At 41.8% G+C, this 16,468-nt stretch carries 15 protein-coding genes and 1 tRNA gene; 9 read left to right on the top strand and 7 right to left on the bottom strand.

Annotated features, from left to right (window positions below; translation table 11 throughout):
• The first annotated feature begins 3 nt into the window (after window positions 1–3).
• Window positions 4–76: transfer RNA gene (locus tag RM347_RS28115), tRNA-Ala, on the top strand.
• A 154-nt stretch (window positions 77–230) separates the two neighbouring features.
• Here RM347_RS28115 and RM347_RS28110 read toward each other — a convergent pair.
• Window positions 231–635 (bottom strand): hypothetical protein, encoded by a 405-nt coding sequence (locus RM347_RS28110; RefSeq protein WP_322718751.1) that lies wholly within the window; start codon window positions 633–635, stop codon window positions 231–233.
• 290 nt (window positions 636–925) lie between these two features.
• Here RM347_RS28110 and RM347_RS28105 point away from each other — a divergent pair, with 290 nt between their 5' ends.
• Entirely contained in the window at window positions 926–1,372 is a 447-nt protein-coding gene (locus RM347_RS28105; protein WP_322718752.1) for a DUF2127 domain-containing protein, read from the top strand.
• A gap of 175 nt (window positions 1,373–1,547) precedes the next feature.
• The gene (locus RM347_RS28100; protein WP_322718753.1) at window positions 1,548–2,954 is read left to right on the top strand and encodes a lysophospholipid acyltransferase family protein; all 1,407 of its coding nucleotides are present in this window, start codon (window positions 1,548–1,550) and stop codon (window positions 2,952–2,954) included.
• A gap of 171 nt (window positions 2,955–3,125) precedes the next feature.
• Here RM347_RS28100 and RM347_RS28095 read toward each other — a convergent pair whose 3' ends face one another.
• Complete coding sequence (locus tag RM347_RS28095) at window positions 3,126–6,770, bottom strand: response regulator (protein WP_322718754.1); 3,645 nt, start codon at window positions 6,768–6,770, stop codon at window positions 3,126–3,128.
• A 360-nt stretch (window positions 6,771–7,130) separates the two neighbouring features.
• On the opposite strand from RM347_RS28095, the gene RM347_RS28090 reads away from it, so the two are divergent.
• Entirely contained in the window at window positions 7,131–7,349 is a 219-nt protein-coding gene (locus RM347_RS28090) for a hypothetical protein (protein ID WP_322718755.1), read from the top strand.
• Window positions 7,350–8,034: 685 nt separating this feature from the next.
• On the opposite strand, the gene RM347_RS28085 is transcribed toward RM347_RS28090, so the two are convergent.
• The 3 genes from RM347_RS28085 to rsmI form a co-directional block, all read right to left on the bottom strand.
• Window positions 8,035–8,970: a general stress protein gene (locus RM347_RS28085; protein WP_322718756.1), complete on the bottom strand. Its 936-nt coding sequence runs from the start codon at window positions 8,968–8,970 to the stop codon at window positions 8,035–8,037.
• Between the two features lie 58 nt (window positions 8,971–9,028).
• Window positions 9,029–9,307 (bottom strand): GlsB/YeaQ/YmgE family stress response membrane protein, encoded by a 279-nt coding sequence (locus RM347_RS28080; RefSeq protein ID WP_322718757.1) that lies wholly within the window; start codon window positions 9,305–9,307, stop codon window positions 9,029–9,031.
• Window positions 9,308–9,866: 559 nt separating this feature from the next.
• Window positions 9,867–10,727 carry a 16S rRNA (cytidine(1402)-2'-O)-methyltransferase gene (rsmI, locus tag RM347_RS28075; protein WP_322718758.1) on the bottom strand — a complete coding sequence of 287 codons (861 nt, stop codon included), beginning with the start codon at window positions 10,725–10,727 and terminating at the stop codon, window positions 9,867–9,869.
• A gap of 126 nt (window positions 10,728–10,853) precedes the next feature.
• Here rsmI and RM347_RS28070 point away from each other — a divergent pair, with 126 nt between their 5' ends.
• From RM347_RS28070 to RM347_RS28050, 5 genes are all read left to right on the top strand, one after another.
• Window positions 10,854–11,771 (top strand): sugar kinase, encoded by a 918-nt coding sequence (locus tag RM347_RS28070; protein WP_322718759.1) that lies wholly within the window; start codon window positions 10,854–10,856, stop codon window positions 11,769–11,771.
• 25 nt (window positions 11,772–11,796) lie between these two features.
• Complete coding sequence (locus RM347_RS28065; protein WP_322718760.1) at window positions 11,797–12,657, top strand: 3'(2'),5'-bisphosphate nucleotidase CysQ family protein; 861 nt, start codon at window positions 11,797–11,799, stop codon at window positions 12,655–12,657.
• A 395-nt stretch (window positions 12,658–13,052) separates the two neighbouring features.
• Window positions 13,053–13,364, top strand: a complete 312-nt coding sequence (locus RM347_RS28060; RefSeq protein ID WP_094348369.1) for an RNA recognition motif domain-containing protein — start codon at window positions 13,053–13,055, stop codon at window positions 13,362–13,364.
• Between the two features lie 124 nt (window positions 13,365–13,488).
• A complete protein-coding gene (gene rpsU, locus RM347_RS28055) occupies window positions 13,489–13,683 on the top strand; it encodes a 30S ribosomal protein S21 (protein ID WP_069073011.1) in 195 nt (64 codons plus the stop codon).
• 291 nt (window positions 13,684–13,974) lie between these two features.
• Window positions 13,975–14,691, top strand: coding sequence for a hypothetical protein (locus RM347_RS28050; RefSeq protein WP_322718761.1), 717 nt, complete (start codon window positions 13,975–13,977; stop codon window positions 14,689–14,691).
• Window positions 14,692–14,746: 55 nt separating this feature from the next.
• Here RM347_RS28050 and RM347_RS28045 read toward each other — a convergent pair whose 3' ends face one another.
• Together RM347_RS28045 and RM347_RS28040 are read right to left on the bottom strand one after the other, a co-directional pair.
• The gene (locus tag RM347_RS28045; protein ID WP_322718762.1) at window positions 14,747–15,634 is read right to left on the bottom strand and encodes a hypothetical protein; all 888 of its coding nucleotides are present in this window, start codon (window positions 15,632–15,634) and stop codon (window positions 14,747–14,749) included.
• 48 nt (window positions 15,635–15,682) lie between these two features.
• Window positions 15,683–16,192 (bottom strand): hypothetical protein, encoded by a 510-nt coding sequence (locus RM347_RS28040; RefSeq protein WP_322718763.1) that lies wholly within the window; start codon window positions 16,190–16,192, stop codon window positions 15,683–15,685.
• Window positions 16,193–16,468: the final 276 nt, after the last annotated feature.

Raw genomic sequence — 16,468 nt, 5'->3', positions numbered from 1 at the left:
TACGGGGGTTTAGCTCAGTTGGTAGAGCGCCTGCTTTGCAAGCAGGATGTCAGCGGTTCGAGTCCGCTAACCTCCACTGGATATGATTTATCTGAATGTGCGATCGCAAATACAATGTCAATCAAAAGCCCATTCTCTATGAAGAAATAGGCTTATTTTCCTTGGTAGGCAAGGGGTTAGAGGAGAGAAAAGTTAATATTGCATTTAATTGCCCCCATCCAAAGCCGTACTTAGTTAGAGAAATCTCTAGATAATGAAGTGAACTGTGCCTTGACAGCACTTAGATAATTTTGATCGTTCAAAATTTGCGGCGGTAATTTCTTGGCAGTGACAGCAGCCTTAACTAAATCTTCCGCAACAATATTTCTGTTCTGGCGTTCAGAAATCAGAGTTCCCCCACTGGGAATACCCTGCTGCTCTAAACCACCTTGGTAAGCAAGAGAAACAAGATTGAAGGGTTGGAGATAACTAGTAGTCGTGGAATTACTGAGTAAAGCATGGGAATTGATAGCAAGTTTGATTGGCTCATCCTTGGCGTAGTTGTTATTTGTAGCTGGTTGAGCGTTAGCAATTCCAGATGTGAGGGCAACAGCAGCAATCATAACTCCAGAATTAATCAAAGTTGCAAGTTTCATAGGGTTATCCTTAACCAGATGAGGTTTAATTAATCTTTTTTAGTAACAGTGTCTCCTTTGTTATAAACCTTAGCCTCGTATACTTAGATCATCCGATCAGTTGAATTCTTTCTCACCCATTCGAGTGAAGCTATGAAGCTGTCAGGAATAGTGTAGTAATAAACATTTAGTTTACTTGTTGGGAAAAGTGGAAAGATGGGGCGATACAGTACTGCTACAATAAGCGTCTTAGTTGGCATTATCCAGAGCAAGTTAATCAAAATTCGACTTATATATACTTAGGGGGTTGTTTGAAAAAGCGTCCATTGGGGTTAGTGGCAATTGTTCTCTACAAATCATTTGCCGCCTTGCTGCTTATGGTTACTTCGATCGCTTTATTATTGACATTAAAAAATTATCAAACTCTAGAGGCTTTTTCAGAAAATTATGTTTTAGAAGGTAAATCGATAATTATTGATTGGCTTTTAAAGAAAGTTATTAACTTAAATCCCCGAACATTGGCATTTAGCGGCATTGGAACAGGAGTTTATGCTATTGTGACTAGTATTGAAGCCGTTGGTTTATGGTACGAAAAGCGTTGGGCACATGTCTTGGTGTTGGGACTTGTCGGTATCAGTATTCCACCAGAAATTTATGAATTGATTCGCGGGTTATCTCCGATAAAAATATTGATTTTTGTGTTGAACCTGGCAGTGTTTGGTTATTTATTTCGAAATTTTCCTAAACATCAAAACTAATTTTTATTCGATACTTAGGGTTTGTAGTAGCGGGGCGTTTAGCCCGTGCTGAATACTGAGTAACCAAGAGAGCGAAACGTGGGGATTGAAATGTTTAACGACAAGAGACTGCGGGTTTACGCAAAACCAAGACCCCACGTTGTACAATCGCTAGAAATACAATCTGGAGAGCGACTTGCCTAGATCGATTCACTCTACTCAACCACCACTTAAATTTATTCCCCAACGGTTGAACCGGCTGGTACTCCAGATTGTTCGGTGGTTACTGCCGATGGCACTACGGTTTCGCACTCGCCCTTGGCTACCAGCTGGGATTGTCCGGATTGAAGCCAAGAATGTTGAGGTATTAGCTGAACTTTATCAACAATTCCAGGCGGGAAAAATTCGCTTGTTGTTGGCATTTCGCCACCCAGAAGTGGAAGATCCTCTCTGTATGCTGTATTTGCTTTCTCGGATTGTGCCAAAAGTTGCTCGTCAGGAAGGTATTACACTACAATCCCTTGTTCACAGCTATTTTCTCTATGACCGGGGTATGACGGTTTGGGCTGGAAAGTGGTTAGGTTGGTTATTCTCTCGGCTGGGGGGTGTGCCAGTTCATCGCGGTAGACGACTAGATCGCCAAGCTATTCAAACAGCACGGGAGTTGTTTGCTAATGGCGAACTACCGATCGCAGTTGCACCAGAAGGCGGTACTAATGGTCATAGTGGTATTGTTAGCCCACTGGAACCTGGTGTTGCTCAAATGGGGTTCTGGTGTGTAGAAGATTTACAAAAAGCCAACCGGACTGAGACTGTGATCGTTGTGCCGATCGCCATCCAGTATCGCTACGTTGAGCCACCTTGGTCTAAACTGGATTGGCTGCTGAGTAAGTTGGAAGCTGATAGTGGCTTGGCAGTAAAGGAAATTGATTCGGGCAATCGCGAAGAGATTTACTATCAACGCCTGTATAGGTTGGCTGAATACCTCATTACCGAGATGGAAGAGTTTTATCGTCGCTTCTATCATCAAGACATTCCAAAAACCATCTCAACTGATGAATCTGCTAGTTCTAATCAAGTCTTAATTGCCCGACTTCATCGCTTACTAGATAAAGCTTTACAAGTTACCGAGCAATATTTTGAAGTTCAAGGGCAGGGTAATTTTATTGACCGCTGTCGCCGTTTGGAAGAAGCTGGCTGGAATTACATTTATCGGGAAGATTTGCCAGATATCAATGCTTTAGCACCCTTTAAACGCGGTTTGGCAGACTGGATTGCAGAGGAAGCAGACTTGCGAATGCGGCACATGCGGATAGTGGAAAGTTTTGTTGCAGTCACAGCTACTTATATTCAGGAACAACCAACGGCGGAACGGTTTGCAGAAACTGCTTTGCTTGTATTCGATATGCTTTCTAGAATTCAGGATACAACACTTCCAGGGCGACCTCGCTTAGGTTTGCGGCAGGCACAAATCACTGTGGGAGAGCCAATTTCAGTTACGGAGCGCTTTCGCAATTGTCAAGGCGATCGCCAGGCGGCTAGACAAGCTGTGAGCAATTTGACAAAAGATTTACAGGTTGCTTTAGAGAAGATGATTGGTTGATTACAAAGTGATGAAACGTCTCAGAGGATGTTTGGATAAACTGACGCTCTTACGCAAAGACACGGGGAGAAATTTCAAAATGAACACAAACAATTTGAGCTTCTAAGCTGCTACTCCTAACACTACTCGGATAAAACTTTTTCTTCCCCTGCTTCCCCTAATCCTACTCCCTTACCGATACAGCCAAACCCGAAGTAGTGAAAGCAGTTGCTCAGTATCTACAGGTTTGGTGATGTAGTCAGAGGCTCCAGCTTCGATGCACTTTTCGCGATCGCCTGGCATGGCTTTAGCAGTTAAAGCAATTATTGGTAAGGAACGAAACTGTTGTTGCTGGCGGATGGCGCGGGTGGTTTCATAACCATCCATTTCCGGCATCATGATATCCATCAAAACTATATTAATGTCAGGATTAGTTTGCAGCCTCTCTACGCCATCTCTGCCATTTTCGGCAAACAGCACTTGCATTTGATAGCTTTCTAAAAAGCTGGTGAGGGCAAAAATATTTCGCAGGTCATCATCTACAATCAAAATTTTCCGATTAGCCAGCACCGGGTCAGTTTGATGTAGTTGCTCTAGCATTTGACGCTTTGGTGGAGGCAAATTTGCTTGTACCCGATGCAAAAACAAGGCAGTTTCATCTAACAACCGCTCTGGCGATCGCACATTTTTAATGATAATTGTCTCTGCTAGTCCCCGCAGCTTGGTTTCTTCTTGTCGGCTGAGTTCTTTGCCGGTATAAACGATGATTGGCAGTTTCAAAAGCCTCGGTTCAAGCTTTATCTGCTCAATTAGTGAAAACCCGCTCATATCGGGCAGACCAAGATCCAGTACCATACAATCAAAGTGATGCGATCGCAAAATCGAGAGGGCTTCTGCCCCCGTACCCACTGCTGTACTCTGAACATCGCCATTACCGATCAGTTCGATAATACTTTGGGCTTGTACGGGGTCATCTTCTACAATTAGGAGGTTTTTTACCTGACGCTCAATAAAGCCTTTAATCTCAGTTAATACCTGAGTTAGCGCTTCTGGAGAAACAGGTTTTTGTAGATAGGTAATCGCTCCTAACTGTAATCCCCGTTGCTGTCTTTCATCAACAGAAAGTATATGTACTGGTATGTGTCTAGTATCTGGCTTATGTTTAAGACGATCCAGCACCGTCCAACCATCCATTTCTGGCATGTGGATATCTAGCATAATCGCATTGGGTTTAAACTGTTGCGCTAGTGCTAGACCTTGTTTGCTCTGTAAGGCAACGATGGTTTTAAAACCTTGCTCGCGGGCCATATCTAGTAAGATGCGGGCAAATTTATCGTCATCTTCGATAATTAGCAAAATGCGATCGCCCGGTTGAATGATTTCCCGGTCATCTGGGATATCGTTGGGTAAGCTGGGAAGGACTTTCGCTGATGGAGTGATGTCTACAGTTGTCGGTCTGTTTTCCACTAGCGGCACTTCTTTTAGGGTCGATGCTGCGTGAAAGGAGCTGATTGGTCCAGAAGGTGGTGAAGTGAGAGGATTTTTACCCTTCTCTTCCTGTCGCCTGGGCAAGTAAAGAGTGAAGGTGCTTCCCTGGCCTGGTTGGCTGACTAGTTCAATTCTCCCTCCCAACAATTGAGCCAATTCGCGGCTGATAGACAAGCCCAAGCCAGTTCCCCCGTACTTGCGGCTGGTTGTACCATCTGCCTGCTGAAATGCCTCGAAAATAATCTTCTGCTTCTCGCCTGCAATGCCTATGCCCGTGTCGCTAACTGCAAAAGCAATCATAGGATTATCAACTTCAGCTGCCTTAGTTGCTATGCCAATTTGTAACTTTACGCCTCCCTGTTCGGTAAACTTAAAGGCGTTAGCTAGGAGATTTTTTAGGACTTGTTGCAGACGTTTGGAGTCGTTATAAATTGTCGGCGGTAAATTCTCATCCCGTTCAATAGTAAAACTGAGTTCTTTATTGTGGGCAACTTGCCGGAAAGTCTGCTCTAGAGATGTCTCCAAATCTGCAAAAGCAATTTGCTCAATATCGAGCGACATAGTACCCGACTCAATTTTTGCCAAATCGAGAATGTCATTGATTAACTCTAGTAAATCAGTCCCAGCCGAGTAAATAGTCCGGCTGTACTCTACCTGTTTGTCGGTTAAGTTGTTAAAAGAGTTATCTGCTAACAGCCTTGCTAAAATTAACAGGCTATTTAGCGGTGTCCGTAACTCGTGGGACATATTCGCCAGAAATTCCGACTTGTATTTGGAAGACAAAGCGAGTTGTTGAGCTTTTTCTTCCAAAGACTGCCTCGCCCGCTCAACTTCTTGGTTCTTGCGGGCAACTTCTTGATTTTGGACTTCTAATAATTTTGCCTTTTCTTCTAGCTCCTCATTTAGTTGCTGTAATTCTTCGTTAGACTGCTTGACAAGAAATTGTGATTCCTCCAACTCGTGCGCCTGTTCTTCTAAGCGTTGATTGCTTTGCTGTAGTTCTTCTTGCTGGCTTTGCAGTTCCTCTGTTAAAGCAACAGACTCTTCAAGTAGTTGCTGAGTTTGCAATTGTGAGGCAATATTATTTAAAAATACACCCAGAATTTCACTCAATTGCTCTAAAAAGGTCAGATGCAGATGGCTGAAAGACCCAAAAGAGGCAAGTTCAATAACAGCACTCACCTGCGTCTCAAACAATATAGGCAACACAATAATATTTAGCGGTGGAGCTTCTCCCAAGCCGGAACTGATGCGGATATAATCACTAGGAACTTCCGTGAGGAGGATTCTTTGTTTTTCTAGGGCACATTGTCCCACCAGTCCCTCGCCCAAACGAAACTGGTTTGCCAGATTTTTCCGCTCTTTGTAAGCATAACTACTCAACAACTTTAGTACGGGCTGGTCGTCTATAGACTCGATAAAATAAAAAACGCCCTGCGATGCCCCAATCAGTGGTGCTAGATTCGACAAGATCAGGCGAGATGCACTTTCTAGATTTCGCTGCCCTTGGAGCATTTGGGTAAATTCAGCCAAATTAGACTTTAGCCAGTTTTGCTCGTCATTTTTTTGAGTTGTGTTTCGCAGATTAACGATCATCTGGTTGAAGGTACGCGTCAACACGCCAATTTCATCCTGGCGATCACTATCTGGTAAACTCACCAATAAATCCCCATCCGCCACCTTTTGAGCCAAATCAGAAACTCGCTTCAGTGGTACTGAGATATGTCGGGTGAGGATAAATCCGATCAAAGCTAAGATCAAAGAAAATAAAGGAATACTATAAACAATGCTGGCGATCGTTTTTTGAGCAGCAGCTTGTGCTTTAGCAGAGCGCTGTTTCAGCAGTGTATTCTCCTCAGCTTTCATCGCCTGGATAATTTTCTGGATCTTATCCATCAGCTGCTTACCCTGGTCTGTCAGGATAGCTTTTTGGGCAAGTTCCACGCCTTGGCTTTGCCGTAGGTCAATGACATCTTTCATTACAGCCATTCTCTCTGTTAGCAGTGGCTGCAAAATATCAAGGCGATTTTGTTGGTTGGGGTTATCTGCTGTTAACCTTTGAAGTTCCTTGAATTTTTGATTTAGTACTTGAATGGCAGCGTTATAAGGTTCTAAATAGCGTTGTTCTCCAGTAATAATGTAGCCGCGTTGTCCAGTCTCAGCATTTGTTAGTTGCAAGTTGAGGTCTTCAAGTTGACTTAACACCTGGTAGGTATGGCTTTCTTTGCGCGAAGTTTCAATTAGCTCATTGGTGCTTTGGTAGGAAATTAGACCAATAGTGGTCAGAGTTGCCAAACTCAGAGCAAAACTAATTCCTATTTTGCTTCCAATCGTCAAACGTTTCAACATTATTCCAGGTAGCTATTTCAATTATTTATATTTTTTTGGCACTATTCGGATTATGATTTAGCTATACAAATTTATAATATTTCGTTATCTGCCTAATTTTTTGCCCAGTCGAATGATATTACTTGCATCTTAATAATTTATAATAAATAAATTTATAAACTTTTTATAAAAAAATACATTAAATTCTAATATTATCTAACATTTTGATATCCAGCTTAATATTAAACCTTGAGATAGTGTAACTTCTTTCCAAAGAACCAGCCAATTGGCTTTTTAATTCAATCTTGTGATGGATAATTAAAGACTTGTTATTAGATTATAAATTTAACAACAGGCTTTAACTAAAAAATGGTGGTTTTTATGAGCGCAGTAGTTAACCTAACAAGACCAAAATTCTGCAAAGGACAAAAGGTAGAATTTATCGGTGGATTGGGAACCATAATACAATATTGTCCTTACTCTGGAAACTGGTCGTATCTTGTAGAAATGGAAATGGGTTCAGAGCCAGAAATGGGTAGGATTGGTTATGAAACTACCATTTTACTATTTGAAACAGATATTATTTTACTCCAAGAGTAGCCTGTTAGAGGTAAGATTTTATTAGTTTGAAATGATCTTTTACTCAAAACGTGATTGGAAGACATTAAGTAATTTAACGATCGCTCAATATTTTGTTGTGATGGGTAAACAACTGTTATGGCTGACAAAAAGGCTAGTATTGCTATGCGAAATTCAGAATTCGTAATACCCTACAGGGAACTCAAAGCGCTACTACGGAATTTATAATTTCTATACCGTAAGCGTTTCATTTATTTGGAATAGCTGGTTTAGTTACGCCCTACTATACTGGATAGTAAAGAGCAGGCGGATAGCGAAAATTAAGCTCATTCAACCATAATTACTATAAATTTTAAATATATATAGCAATCCTAAATCATTTGTAAGATATAAAATCGCTGAAAAGCCTATAAATACCTACTTTTATTCTCCGTATTTTCTCACGTTTCAATTTTGATTGCTATAGTATCTATCGCTCTTCAACATAACATCAACGCTATTGTACATCATTATAGAGTTCAGCCCTAACGTGAGTTATCCCAAGCAGTAATCTGATGGAAATTTAAGGCTTTAAAAGCCAACTTCTATTCATTTGAAGGACAAATAATGTCTTTTCCTATAAATTTGCAGAATTATACACAATCTCGGTCTGGTATCAAACCTCTTGAGATTTTGATGTTTAGCTAAAAGTAAAGATTGGTACTAACTAATCTTGACTAATAACATGGCGATCGCTTCTAGTTGCATTAACTACAGATTGGCTATAGATCCGAAGATGTTGAACCTTGTTACTCTCTAAAATAGCTCTTGCACCTGCCATGTAGATATCAGTACTACTTACGACCAATAGGTAATTACCAAGGCTCACTTGATGTTCATAATCTCTGGCTAGATCGTCAGGAATTCCTAAAGTAGTGTAGTTATCTTTGGAACTACTGATATCTACTTCAGTAAGACCATTAAGTGTGTTTGTATCTTTAGCAATTACCGACACTTGACTCATCGGAAAACCAGCGGTTTTCAGTTCAGTAAGTGCTCTTTCTGTATCTTGACGGGTAGAAAAAACACCAACTGCATTTTTATAGCGACTATTTGGGGTCGAGTATGGCTTATAAATACCCCACTGTTGAATATCACGGCGATTAAAAACCCTCTTAGCAACACGAATCTCTATGTCTATACCGATTACTATCACCAAATAGTAACCTTTACAAACTAGATCGCTGTAACCCTGTGCTTGTTCTTGAGAAATTCCTAAACCTCGTAACACACGACGCAAACCGCCTGTGGTTGAATTGATCGCACCACCTGCTAGAGTGGTAGCGATCGCAGTTGCTTCTGCTCCCGCTAAGATGACTCGACCTATACCAGGAATTACCCAGAGAACTAAACCGACTAATAAGCCAGTAAGACCCTCTAAAGCGCTACCAGTAAAACCTCCAGCAGCATCGTCTGAGGATATATTGCCAGTGCACTCTTTATATTCAACACCAGCAATATCACTTTGTTCTTCTGCATCCTGTGCAATTACAGAAACTTTATGCATTGGAAAATTAGCAGCTTTTAGTTCCTGAAGTGCTAATTGTGCATCCGAACTTGTAGCGAAAACTCCTATAGTTGTTCGCTCTTTTTCTAATGTCATTTTATCGGTTTATTGCAGCTACAAGTGATTCCCAAGAGTATTAGCTAATTTGAGGTAATTACACAGCACGACGAGTTACTAAACCCCAAAGGAAGATCAGTAGCATGGCACCAAGAACAGCAAATAAAATGCTTCCCAGGGATAAAGCTCCTACAGATGCCGCAGCTGCCGAACTACTTCCTAGCAAAGCTTGACCCAAATAACCCCCGACTACGGCTCCAAGTATTCCTAATACAATGGTGGAGAGAATACCGCCACCTTGGGTTCCTGGATAAAATAACTTAGCTAACGCACCTGCAATTAAACCCAAAACCAGCCAAGCAATAATGTTAGTCATATAATTTCTCCCTCGTGAGGATTTGCTTTGTTTGCTTTTGACTATTTAATATTAAAGTTTGCCTATAAAATTCCTGATCTATCTAGAGAACTAATGTCAAAAATCTTTAGATATCATTTGAATATTCATCAGGTCGTCTTTGAGGATGAATATATAAATTAGTAACAATAATGTCTTTAGTATGGCAATCATACTTTTTTTACTTGAATTATATAACCCAATACGCTTGGTTTTGTCTGTATAGCCAAGCCAGTGCGTTGGGGAGCCAGCACGCGAGTGCATCTCCCTTTTCAGAAGACGGATTTTCCGTCGCAGGTGACTGGCGTCCTGCTCTACCTGTTTGTTCGCTTTTAGCGTTCCGGTTATTTAGCAACTGGCGTGCGAATTCTATTCGCCAGGACTAGACATCCTTTGACAAAAGTTGAGATGCTCCCTGTAAACTCGACTTTAGAATTAAGCTTTTCCTAAAATATCAAGTAGAAAATTTTCTAGATTCAATGATTCACAGAAGGGAAATATAGATTTAAATTTGCGATTTTATGAAAGCGGTATTAGCATTTCAAGACTCAGAACTGAGGACTAAAGAAAGAGCTAGTTGATAGAGTTGGCGACGGGGAAGGGAGGTAAATTTTGCTAACTGACGGCTAGCTTGCGATCGCGATATTCCCTGACTAATTAACTGTTTCAATTCGGCTTTCAATTCTTCTTCTGTCAGTTGGGGCTGATTCGGTGGAATTCCCGCCACTACTAATGTATATTCACCTTGGGGTTCTCGTTGGCTGTAGTGAGCGATCGCTTCGGCAATTGTTCCCCGCCAAAATTCCTCATACAATTTTGTTAACTCGCGCCCTAGCACAATTTGGCGATCGCTTCCCCAAACAAGAGCTAAGTCTTGCAAAGTATCTCGCAATCGGTGGGGCGATTCGTAAAAAATCAATGTGCGAGATTCTGTTTGCAGAGATTCTAAATGTTCTTGTCTCTGTTGACTTTTAGCTGGGAGAAAGCCTTCAAAGACAAACCGATCCGTTGGTAGTCCAGCTGCACTCAAAGCGGTAATTGCTGCACTAGCGCCAGGAATGGGAACTACTGTAATTCCCGCCTCAATACAGGCTTTCACCAGTTCATATCCAGGATCGGAAATTCCTGGCATTCCGGCATCGCTCACCAGAGCGATCGCTTTATCGTTAACTAAATGCTCTAATAGTTCTGGGATGCGGCTGGTACGATTGTGTTCGTGGTAACTCACCTGGGGTGTTTTAACTTGAAAATGCTGTAGCAGTTTCCCTGTGTGACGCGTGTCTTCCGCAGCAATGATATCCACAGTCTGCAAAATTCGCACCGCCCGAAAGGTCATATCTTCCAGGTTGCCAATTGGTGTGCCGACGACGTAAAGTGTTCCTGGTTTTGGATCGGTTTGCATGAGAGAAAGTTAGGAATTTGTAGAGACGTGATTCATCGCGTCTGTGCAGGAGAGACAGGAGAGACGCGATGAATCGCGTCTGTACAAGAGTTAAAAATAATAATTTATGCAGCTATACGAACATATATGACAAATGGATCGTCCAAAATCGTTCGACTGAGCGTAGCCGAAGTCCAAAATCCAAAATCGAATCGTGGATTATTTGTAGGTTTAGTAACCTTAGATTTAATTTACCTTGCTGACTCTGCTCCTAAAAATAATCAGAAGATTGTGGCTACTGACTATACTGTAGCGGCAGGTGGCCCAGCAACAAACGCGGCTGTGACTTTCAGCCATTTAGGAAATCAGGCTACAGTCTTGGGTGTAGTGGGTTCTCACCCCATGACACAGCTAGTTCGAGGTGATTTGGCAAATTACAAAGTTGCGATCGCAGACCTTGAGCCTACCACTGATTTAGCACCGCCTGTCTCCTCAATCATTGTCACCCAAACCACGGGTGAACGAGCCGTGGTTTCCATCAATGCTGTTAAAACTCAACCCAGTAGCGCATCTATCCCGCCAGATATTTTGCAAAATGTCGATATAGTACTGATTGATGGACATCAGATGGTGGTTAGTTATTCTATAGCCCAAATGGCGAAAGCTAAGAATATCCCAGTAGTAATTGATGGTGGTAGTTGGAAGCCTGGATTTGAGCAAATTTTGCCGTTTGTAGATTACGCCATCTGTTCGGCTAATTTTTTTCCCCCCAACTGCCAGACTGGAGAAGACGTTTTTGCCTATCTGGGCAGATTTGACATTCCTCACATCGCCATTACCCACGGACAAAAACCAATTGAATACTTAAGTTGCACTAAAACTGGTATCGTAGATGTGCCGCAGATTCAAGCGGTTGATACATTAGGGGCTGGAGATATTTTCCACGGTGCTTTCTGTGATTACATTTTAAGAGAAAGTTTTACTGATGCACTGGCACTGGCAGCTAATATTGCTGCTGATTCCTGTAAATTTTTTGGTACCCGGCACTGGATGGATTTAAACTAGGGGCGCACCGCTGTAGGCTAAATTAATGAAAGACTTACAAGAAATATTAGCGATCGCTCGTGAGGTAGGTTGGGGCGCAGCAGATATATTGCAATCCTATTACCACGGCACTGCAAAAGACCCTAACTTAGAAATACAATATAAACAAAATGAGCCTGTCACTGTTGCCGATGTAGCTGTGAGTCAATACATTTTGCAGAAGCTACAAGCAGCTTTGGGTAACGAAGATTTTGCTTACATCAGCGAAGAAACCTATCAATCGCCAAGTACGGGTACACATTCTTCTGATCCTTGGGTGTGGATAATTGACCCTTTGGATGGTACACGAGACTTTATCGAAAAAACTGGGGACTATGCAGTTCACATCGCTTTAGTTAAGGAAACACGCCCAGTGTTGGCAGTGGTGGCAGTCCCAGAGGCTCAAAAGTTATATTACGCTACCAAAGGCGGGGGTACATTTGTAGAAACCCGTGATGGTTCCGTTCCTTTACAAGTCTCCTCAGGTAAACGAGTTGAGGATTTAACCTTAGTCGTTAGTCGCTCTCACCGCAACCAACGCTTAGATTATTTACTACAACATTTACCCTGTCAAAATCATAAATCTGTGGGTAGTGTAGGCTGCAAAATCGCCACCATTGTCGAGCAACAGGCAGATATCTACATTTCCCTTTCCGGCAAGTCTGCGCCCAAAGATTGGGACATAGCAGCCCCAGAACTGATTTTAACAGAAGCTGGTGGTAAATTTACTCACTTCGACGGCACTCCGTTGCAGTATAACACTGGTGATATCAATCAATGGGGAGGTTTGCTGGCTAGTAACGGTGAATATCACGAAGCACTGTGTAAAGAAGCAGAAAGGGTTTTAGCGCAGTTTGAGCATAGCTAATGGGGCATTTGAGGATGAATATTTTTTAATTTGCTTTTAAAACAGTTACTCATGCTATGATTAGCCCCACTACCGATAATAATCTTTACCTTTTAGTCCACAGCTTAATTTTCAAGAAACTAAATACCTGAGCGATCGCTAGTTAATACTCATTTGCTGTTAAAAGTGTAACTTTTTATAGTACAAGCAACAAAAGCCTGTTATTAGAAGCTCTTTAAACCTGCGCTAATGGTTTGATTTGTGAATAAAATTCACTATCTGGCGATATTCAAAGGCTGAAGGCTGTGCTACACTCATGGACATAAAGATTATTTTCGGTTGAGTAACTCGTTTTGATTTCTAAAAAGTGTCTCTCCGAATTTAACTCTCTACACTCCCTGAATTCGGAGATTTCTATGTCAATTTACGTCGGAAACCTGTCCTATCAGGTTACAGAAGAGGACCTAAAGCAGGCTTTTGCAGAATACGGAACAGTAAATCGTGTTCAACTACCCACAGATCGGGAAACAGGCCGGCCGCGTGGGTTCGCTTTTGTGGAAATGGAATCAGACACACAAGAACAAGCAGCCATTGATGCACTTGATGGTGCTGAGTGGATGGGACGTGATTTGAAAGTGAACAAAGCTAAACCTCGTGAGGAAAGAAGCAGTTCTCCTCGTGGTAGCTGGGGTGGCGGTAATGCCCGCCGCAACAATAATCGCTACTAAAGTCGATTTCTTAAAGTTTCACATTTAGAGTCTCCAGCAGATAAAGCCAAAGGCTCCACTCTGCTGGAATATTTTATTTTGTATCTAGTCTTGAACTATTCATCCATATTAAGGAGGAATGAGAATGACACAAGTAGTTTTAGGGGAGAATGAAGGTATTGAATCAGCCTTAAGAAGATTTAAGCGGGAAGTTTCTAAAGCAGGAATTTTCCAAGATATGAGAAAAAAGCGTCACTTCGAGACGCCGATAGAAAAGGAGAAGCGTAAAGCAATTGCTAGGCATAAGCAACGTCGTCAACAACGTTCTCGCTTCAATTAAAAAGTCCAAGCAAATTTGCCTTTAGATTTGACATCCAGCCAGAATCTCTTCATTGTTACCATACCTGCGGCAAGTCACAAGTAATTAGGCATACATTAATAAACAAGACTGTTCTTAGTAGCGCTGTGTTTGCTTTCAGCGCTACTATCCGTATATAACCATATAAAAGCAACATAGTTTGTTGAGTTCCATTTGCGGAACTTGTAACAATATAAATGTATCTTCCTCTATACCCATAAAGTATTGTAGATATCGTTAGTCTACAATCGTTGGCTCTGGATTTTCAATAAAATGTTACGACTTTATCATTTATTACTAGGTTCTATTTTGCTGGTGTCAATACCACTGGGAGCAAAATTTGTTCTTCCCCAATTTTCTCCACCCAAAGTGGTAAAACCCCCTACGGTTGCAAAACTTCCCAACTCTAATGAGGCAAATATCTGGCAGAAAATCCTGGGAAATAGTGCTGCTCCAACTAACTGGCAAGTTGCTGCTTGTGAGGGAAATGCACCTCTGTTGTGTGTCTCCTCCAAAGGCAAACGTTTGGGTACAGTTGAGATTAACGTTTACCCATTAGCAAACAATGAGGATTTCCAAAAGAAACTCGTAGCAGTTGGTATTCCCAATGGTTCAGTAGACTACCAAAGTTCCAAATACCAAACCCAGGTATTATCAGCACTCAAGGCTTGGGTTGCAGACCACTACGCTGCTTTTGCGAAAGACCGTCAGGGTGAATATGGAAAAGAGATTACTTTCTCAGCCTACCCACCGCAACCAGTACCTATTGGTAAGCTTCAGGGAATCCGCTATGGGTTCGCCGGACTCAAGGAACAAGGTGGAGTACAAGAGCAACATATCAGTCATGTTGCCTTTGATGGTAGTAAACTTTACGTAATTACTACTGCATTTGACCCAGGTACGCAAACAGGTAAGTTTGAAAAACTGGAAAACTTGGCTATTTTTCAACCTTACCTATATGCGATCGCAGCAGATTTGCGTTTACCTTAATAAGGATTGGGGATTGGGAAATCTTCCTAGTCCCTAGTCCCCACTACCCATCAACCTAAATTTCAGCCACTGCCCGTTCAATCAAGCGACGTGCTAAAGTTTGCGTGCCGGTGTGTTCATAATAATTCGTTGCTACATCTAGGAAGGCTGCGAGGTAGTCCAACTTGTCATCAGCAATATCGGTAAAACTTTGCAAGTTGTGGACAACCTTTTGTGGCGTTAAATTATTGGCGCTAACTAGCCCATTCATCCAACCTTTCACTGAGTCAAAGCTTTCGCCAATAAAGTTGAGTTTACTGCCAGCATTGTTCCCTGGAATCACATCTTTGATGTTTTGGAAAGTCGAGTTTTGTTCTAACTCCTGTGGATTTGTTTGATTAATCCCAGATATTGCTTTGCTGATGAAGTCTGGGCCCAGAGGTATCAAACCATCAACACAAACTAATGCCACCATGCGGATGAGTGACTCACCACTATACTCACCTAAAGAGGCGACAAAATCTCCAATACTGTCTCCAGGAATACCGTTAATTTGACAGAAGGCTACCAACTCAGCAACTAGTTTCAATGTCAAATCGATGGTTTGAGCTTTGTCTGGTTTGGGAGTCACAGAGTTTAAAAAACCTAACAAAGGAATTTTCTCGCCAACTTTGTTAGCTAAAGCTGCTGCACCAAGCGCTTTATCTGTACCATCAACAGTTTGATATAACCACAAGGCTGTTTGGTATCCTTGGGATTTGTCGTTGAATAAATAAATCGCTCTTTCGCCAATTTGCTGAATTAAATCTTCGTCGTCTTCGCCAGTGACATTCTTAATAGTGTTGACAAAGCCGACGGTATTGTGCCACTGGCCAGGAGCAACAAAATCAAGGGACTTTAATAGAGAAACAGTTAAGCCGCCGGTTGGCAATTGATCAACCAACTCAAAAATCGATTTGCTCACAAAAATCTCCTTATTTAAGTTTTGTTATCTGAATGTTCGTAGTGCAAATCATTTCAGTTTAGCCAGACCATTAAGATTAAACTTCTCTAGCCAATCTGCGCGATCGCTAGCTGTAAATGATGAATCGCGAGAAAGTGCTTTTACTTGGTACTTACCTACCAAAATTGCAGTTTGCGTCTTACCAACTTCTATTGCGGGATAACCACCAATTTTTTTGGTACTCTTCGAGAACTTTGCTGCTGCATTAGGTGTGCTGGTAGTATCAGAAATAGATAGTAATGCTATATCTTTACCGCCTTTTTTCAACTTCGCTTCTGCAAAGCCTTTTTTCTCTTGGGTATAGACACGCTGGTAGCCATCACCTGCATTAGGGAAAAATTTATTAAATTCGCTACCCTGAGTTGCGGTTTTAGCCACCGCCTGACCCTTTCTTTGTTGAGTGCTTTCTTTTTGCACTTGGTCAAAACGTCCAGGTGTTTTTGGACTACAGGCTGTTGTCAGTAGTACCACCGACAGCAACAAAGCAGCTACTACCCTACGTCCACGGTGTAAAATCATTCTTGGCTTCTCCTTATAATTGAGCTTTGAGGCAATTATCTGTGCTGCTAGCAATTATTACCCGTAAAATTTACTTTTTGATAATTATTGCCTAAGTTCTCAACTATAGCGGTCTAGTTTTGATGTAACACCCATCATTTAGCACTTCAAAAAAACGTACCAATTAACCCAATGCAAAGACGCCCCCCCTTTCGGGAGAGCGTCTTTGACTTATAGATAAGCGTGAAGAGCGTAATCTCAGACTATGATTAACCGTTGATAGCAGGAGCAGTTAGA

The organism is Nostoc sp. ChiQUE02 (genome assembly GCF_034531305.2).
Classification (GTDB): domain Bacteria; phylum Cyanobacteriota; class Cyanobacteriia; order Cyanobacteriales; family Nostocaceae; genus Nostoc.
This window is presented reverse-complemented; position numbering and strand designations above follow the sequence as displayed.

Bases quoted from the DNA above. Each gene is read 5' to 3' on its own strand.
- RM347_RS28085 (WP_322718756.1), bottom strand. From the start codon at position 8,970: ATGACATTAGAAAAAGAGCGAACAACTATAGGAGTTTTCGCTACAAGT.
- RM347_RS28040 (WP_322718763.1), bottom strand. From the start codon at position 16,192: ATGATTTTACACCGTGGACGTAGGGTAGTAGCTGCTTTGTTGCTGTCG.
- RM347_RS28070 (WP_322718759.1), top strand. From the start codon at position 10,854: ATGACAAATGGATCGTCCAAAATCGTTCGACTGAGCGTAGCCGAAGTC.
- RM347_RS28050 (WP_322718761.1), top strand. From the start codon at position 13,975: ATGTTACGACTTTATCATTTATTACTAGGTTCTATTTTGCTGGTGTCA.
- RM347_RS28065 (WP_322718760.1), top strand. From the start codon at position 11,797: ATGAAAGACTTACAAGAAATATTAGCGATCGCTCGTGAGGTAGGTTGG.
- RM347_RS28080 (WP_322718757.1), bottom strand. From the start codon at position 9,307: ATGACTAACATTATTGCTTGGCTGGTTTTGGGTTTAATTGCAGGTGCG.
- RM347_RS28090 (WP_322718755.1), top strand. From the start codon at position 7,131: ATGAGCGCAGTAGTTAACCTAACAAGACCAAAATTCTGCAAAGGACAA.
- rpsU (WP_069073011.1), top strand. From the start codon at position 13,489: ATGACACAAGTAGTTTTAGGGGAGAATGAAGGTATTGAATCAGCCTTA.
- RM347_RS28110 (WP_322718751.1), bottom strand. From the start codon at position 635: ATGAAACTTGCAACTTTGATTAATTCTGGAGTTATGATTGCTGCTGTT.
- rsmI (WP_322718758.1), bottom strand. From the start codon at position 10,727: ATGCAAACCGATCCAAAACCAGGAACACTTTACGTCGTCGGCACACCA.
- RM347_RS28060 (WP_094348369.1), top strand. From the start codon at position 13,053: ATGTCAATTTACGTCGGAAACCTGTCCTATCAGGTTACAGAAGAGGAC.
- RM347_RS28095 (WP_322718754.1), bottom strand. From the start codon at position 6,770: ATGTTGAAACGTTTGACGATTGGAAGCAAAATAGGAATTAGTTTTGCT.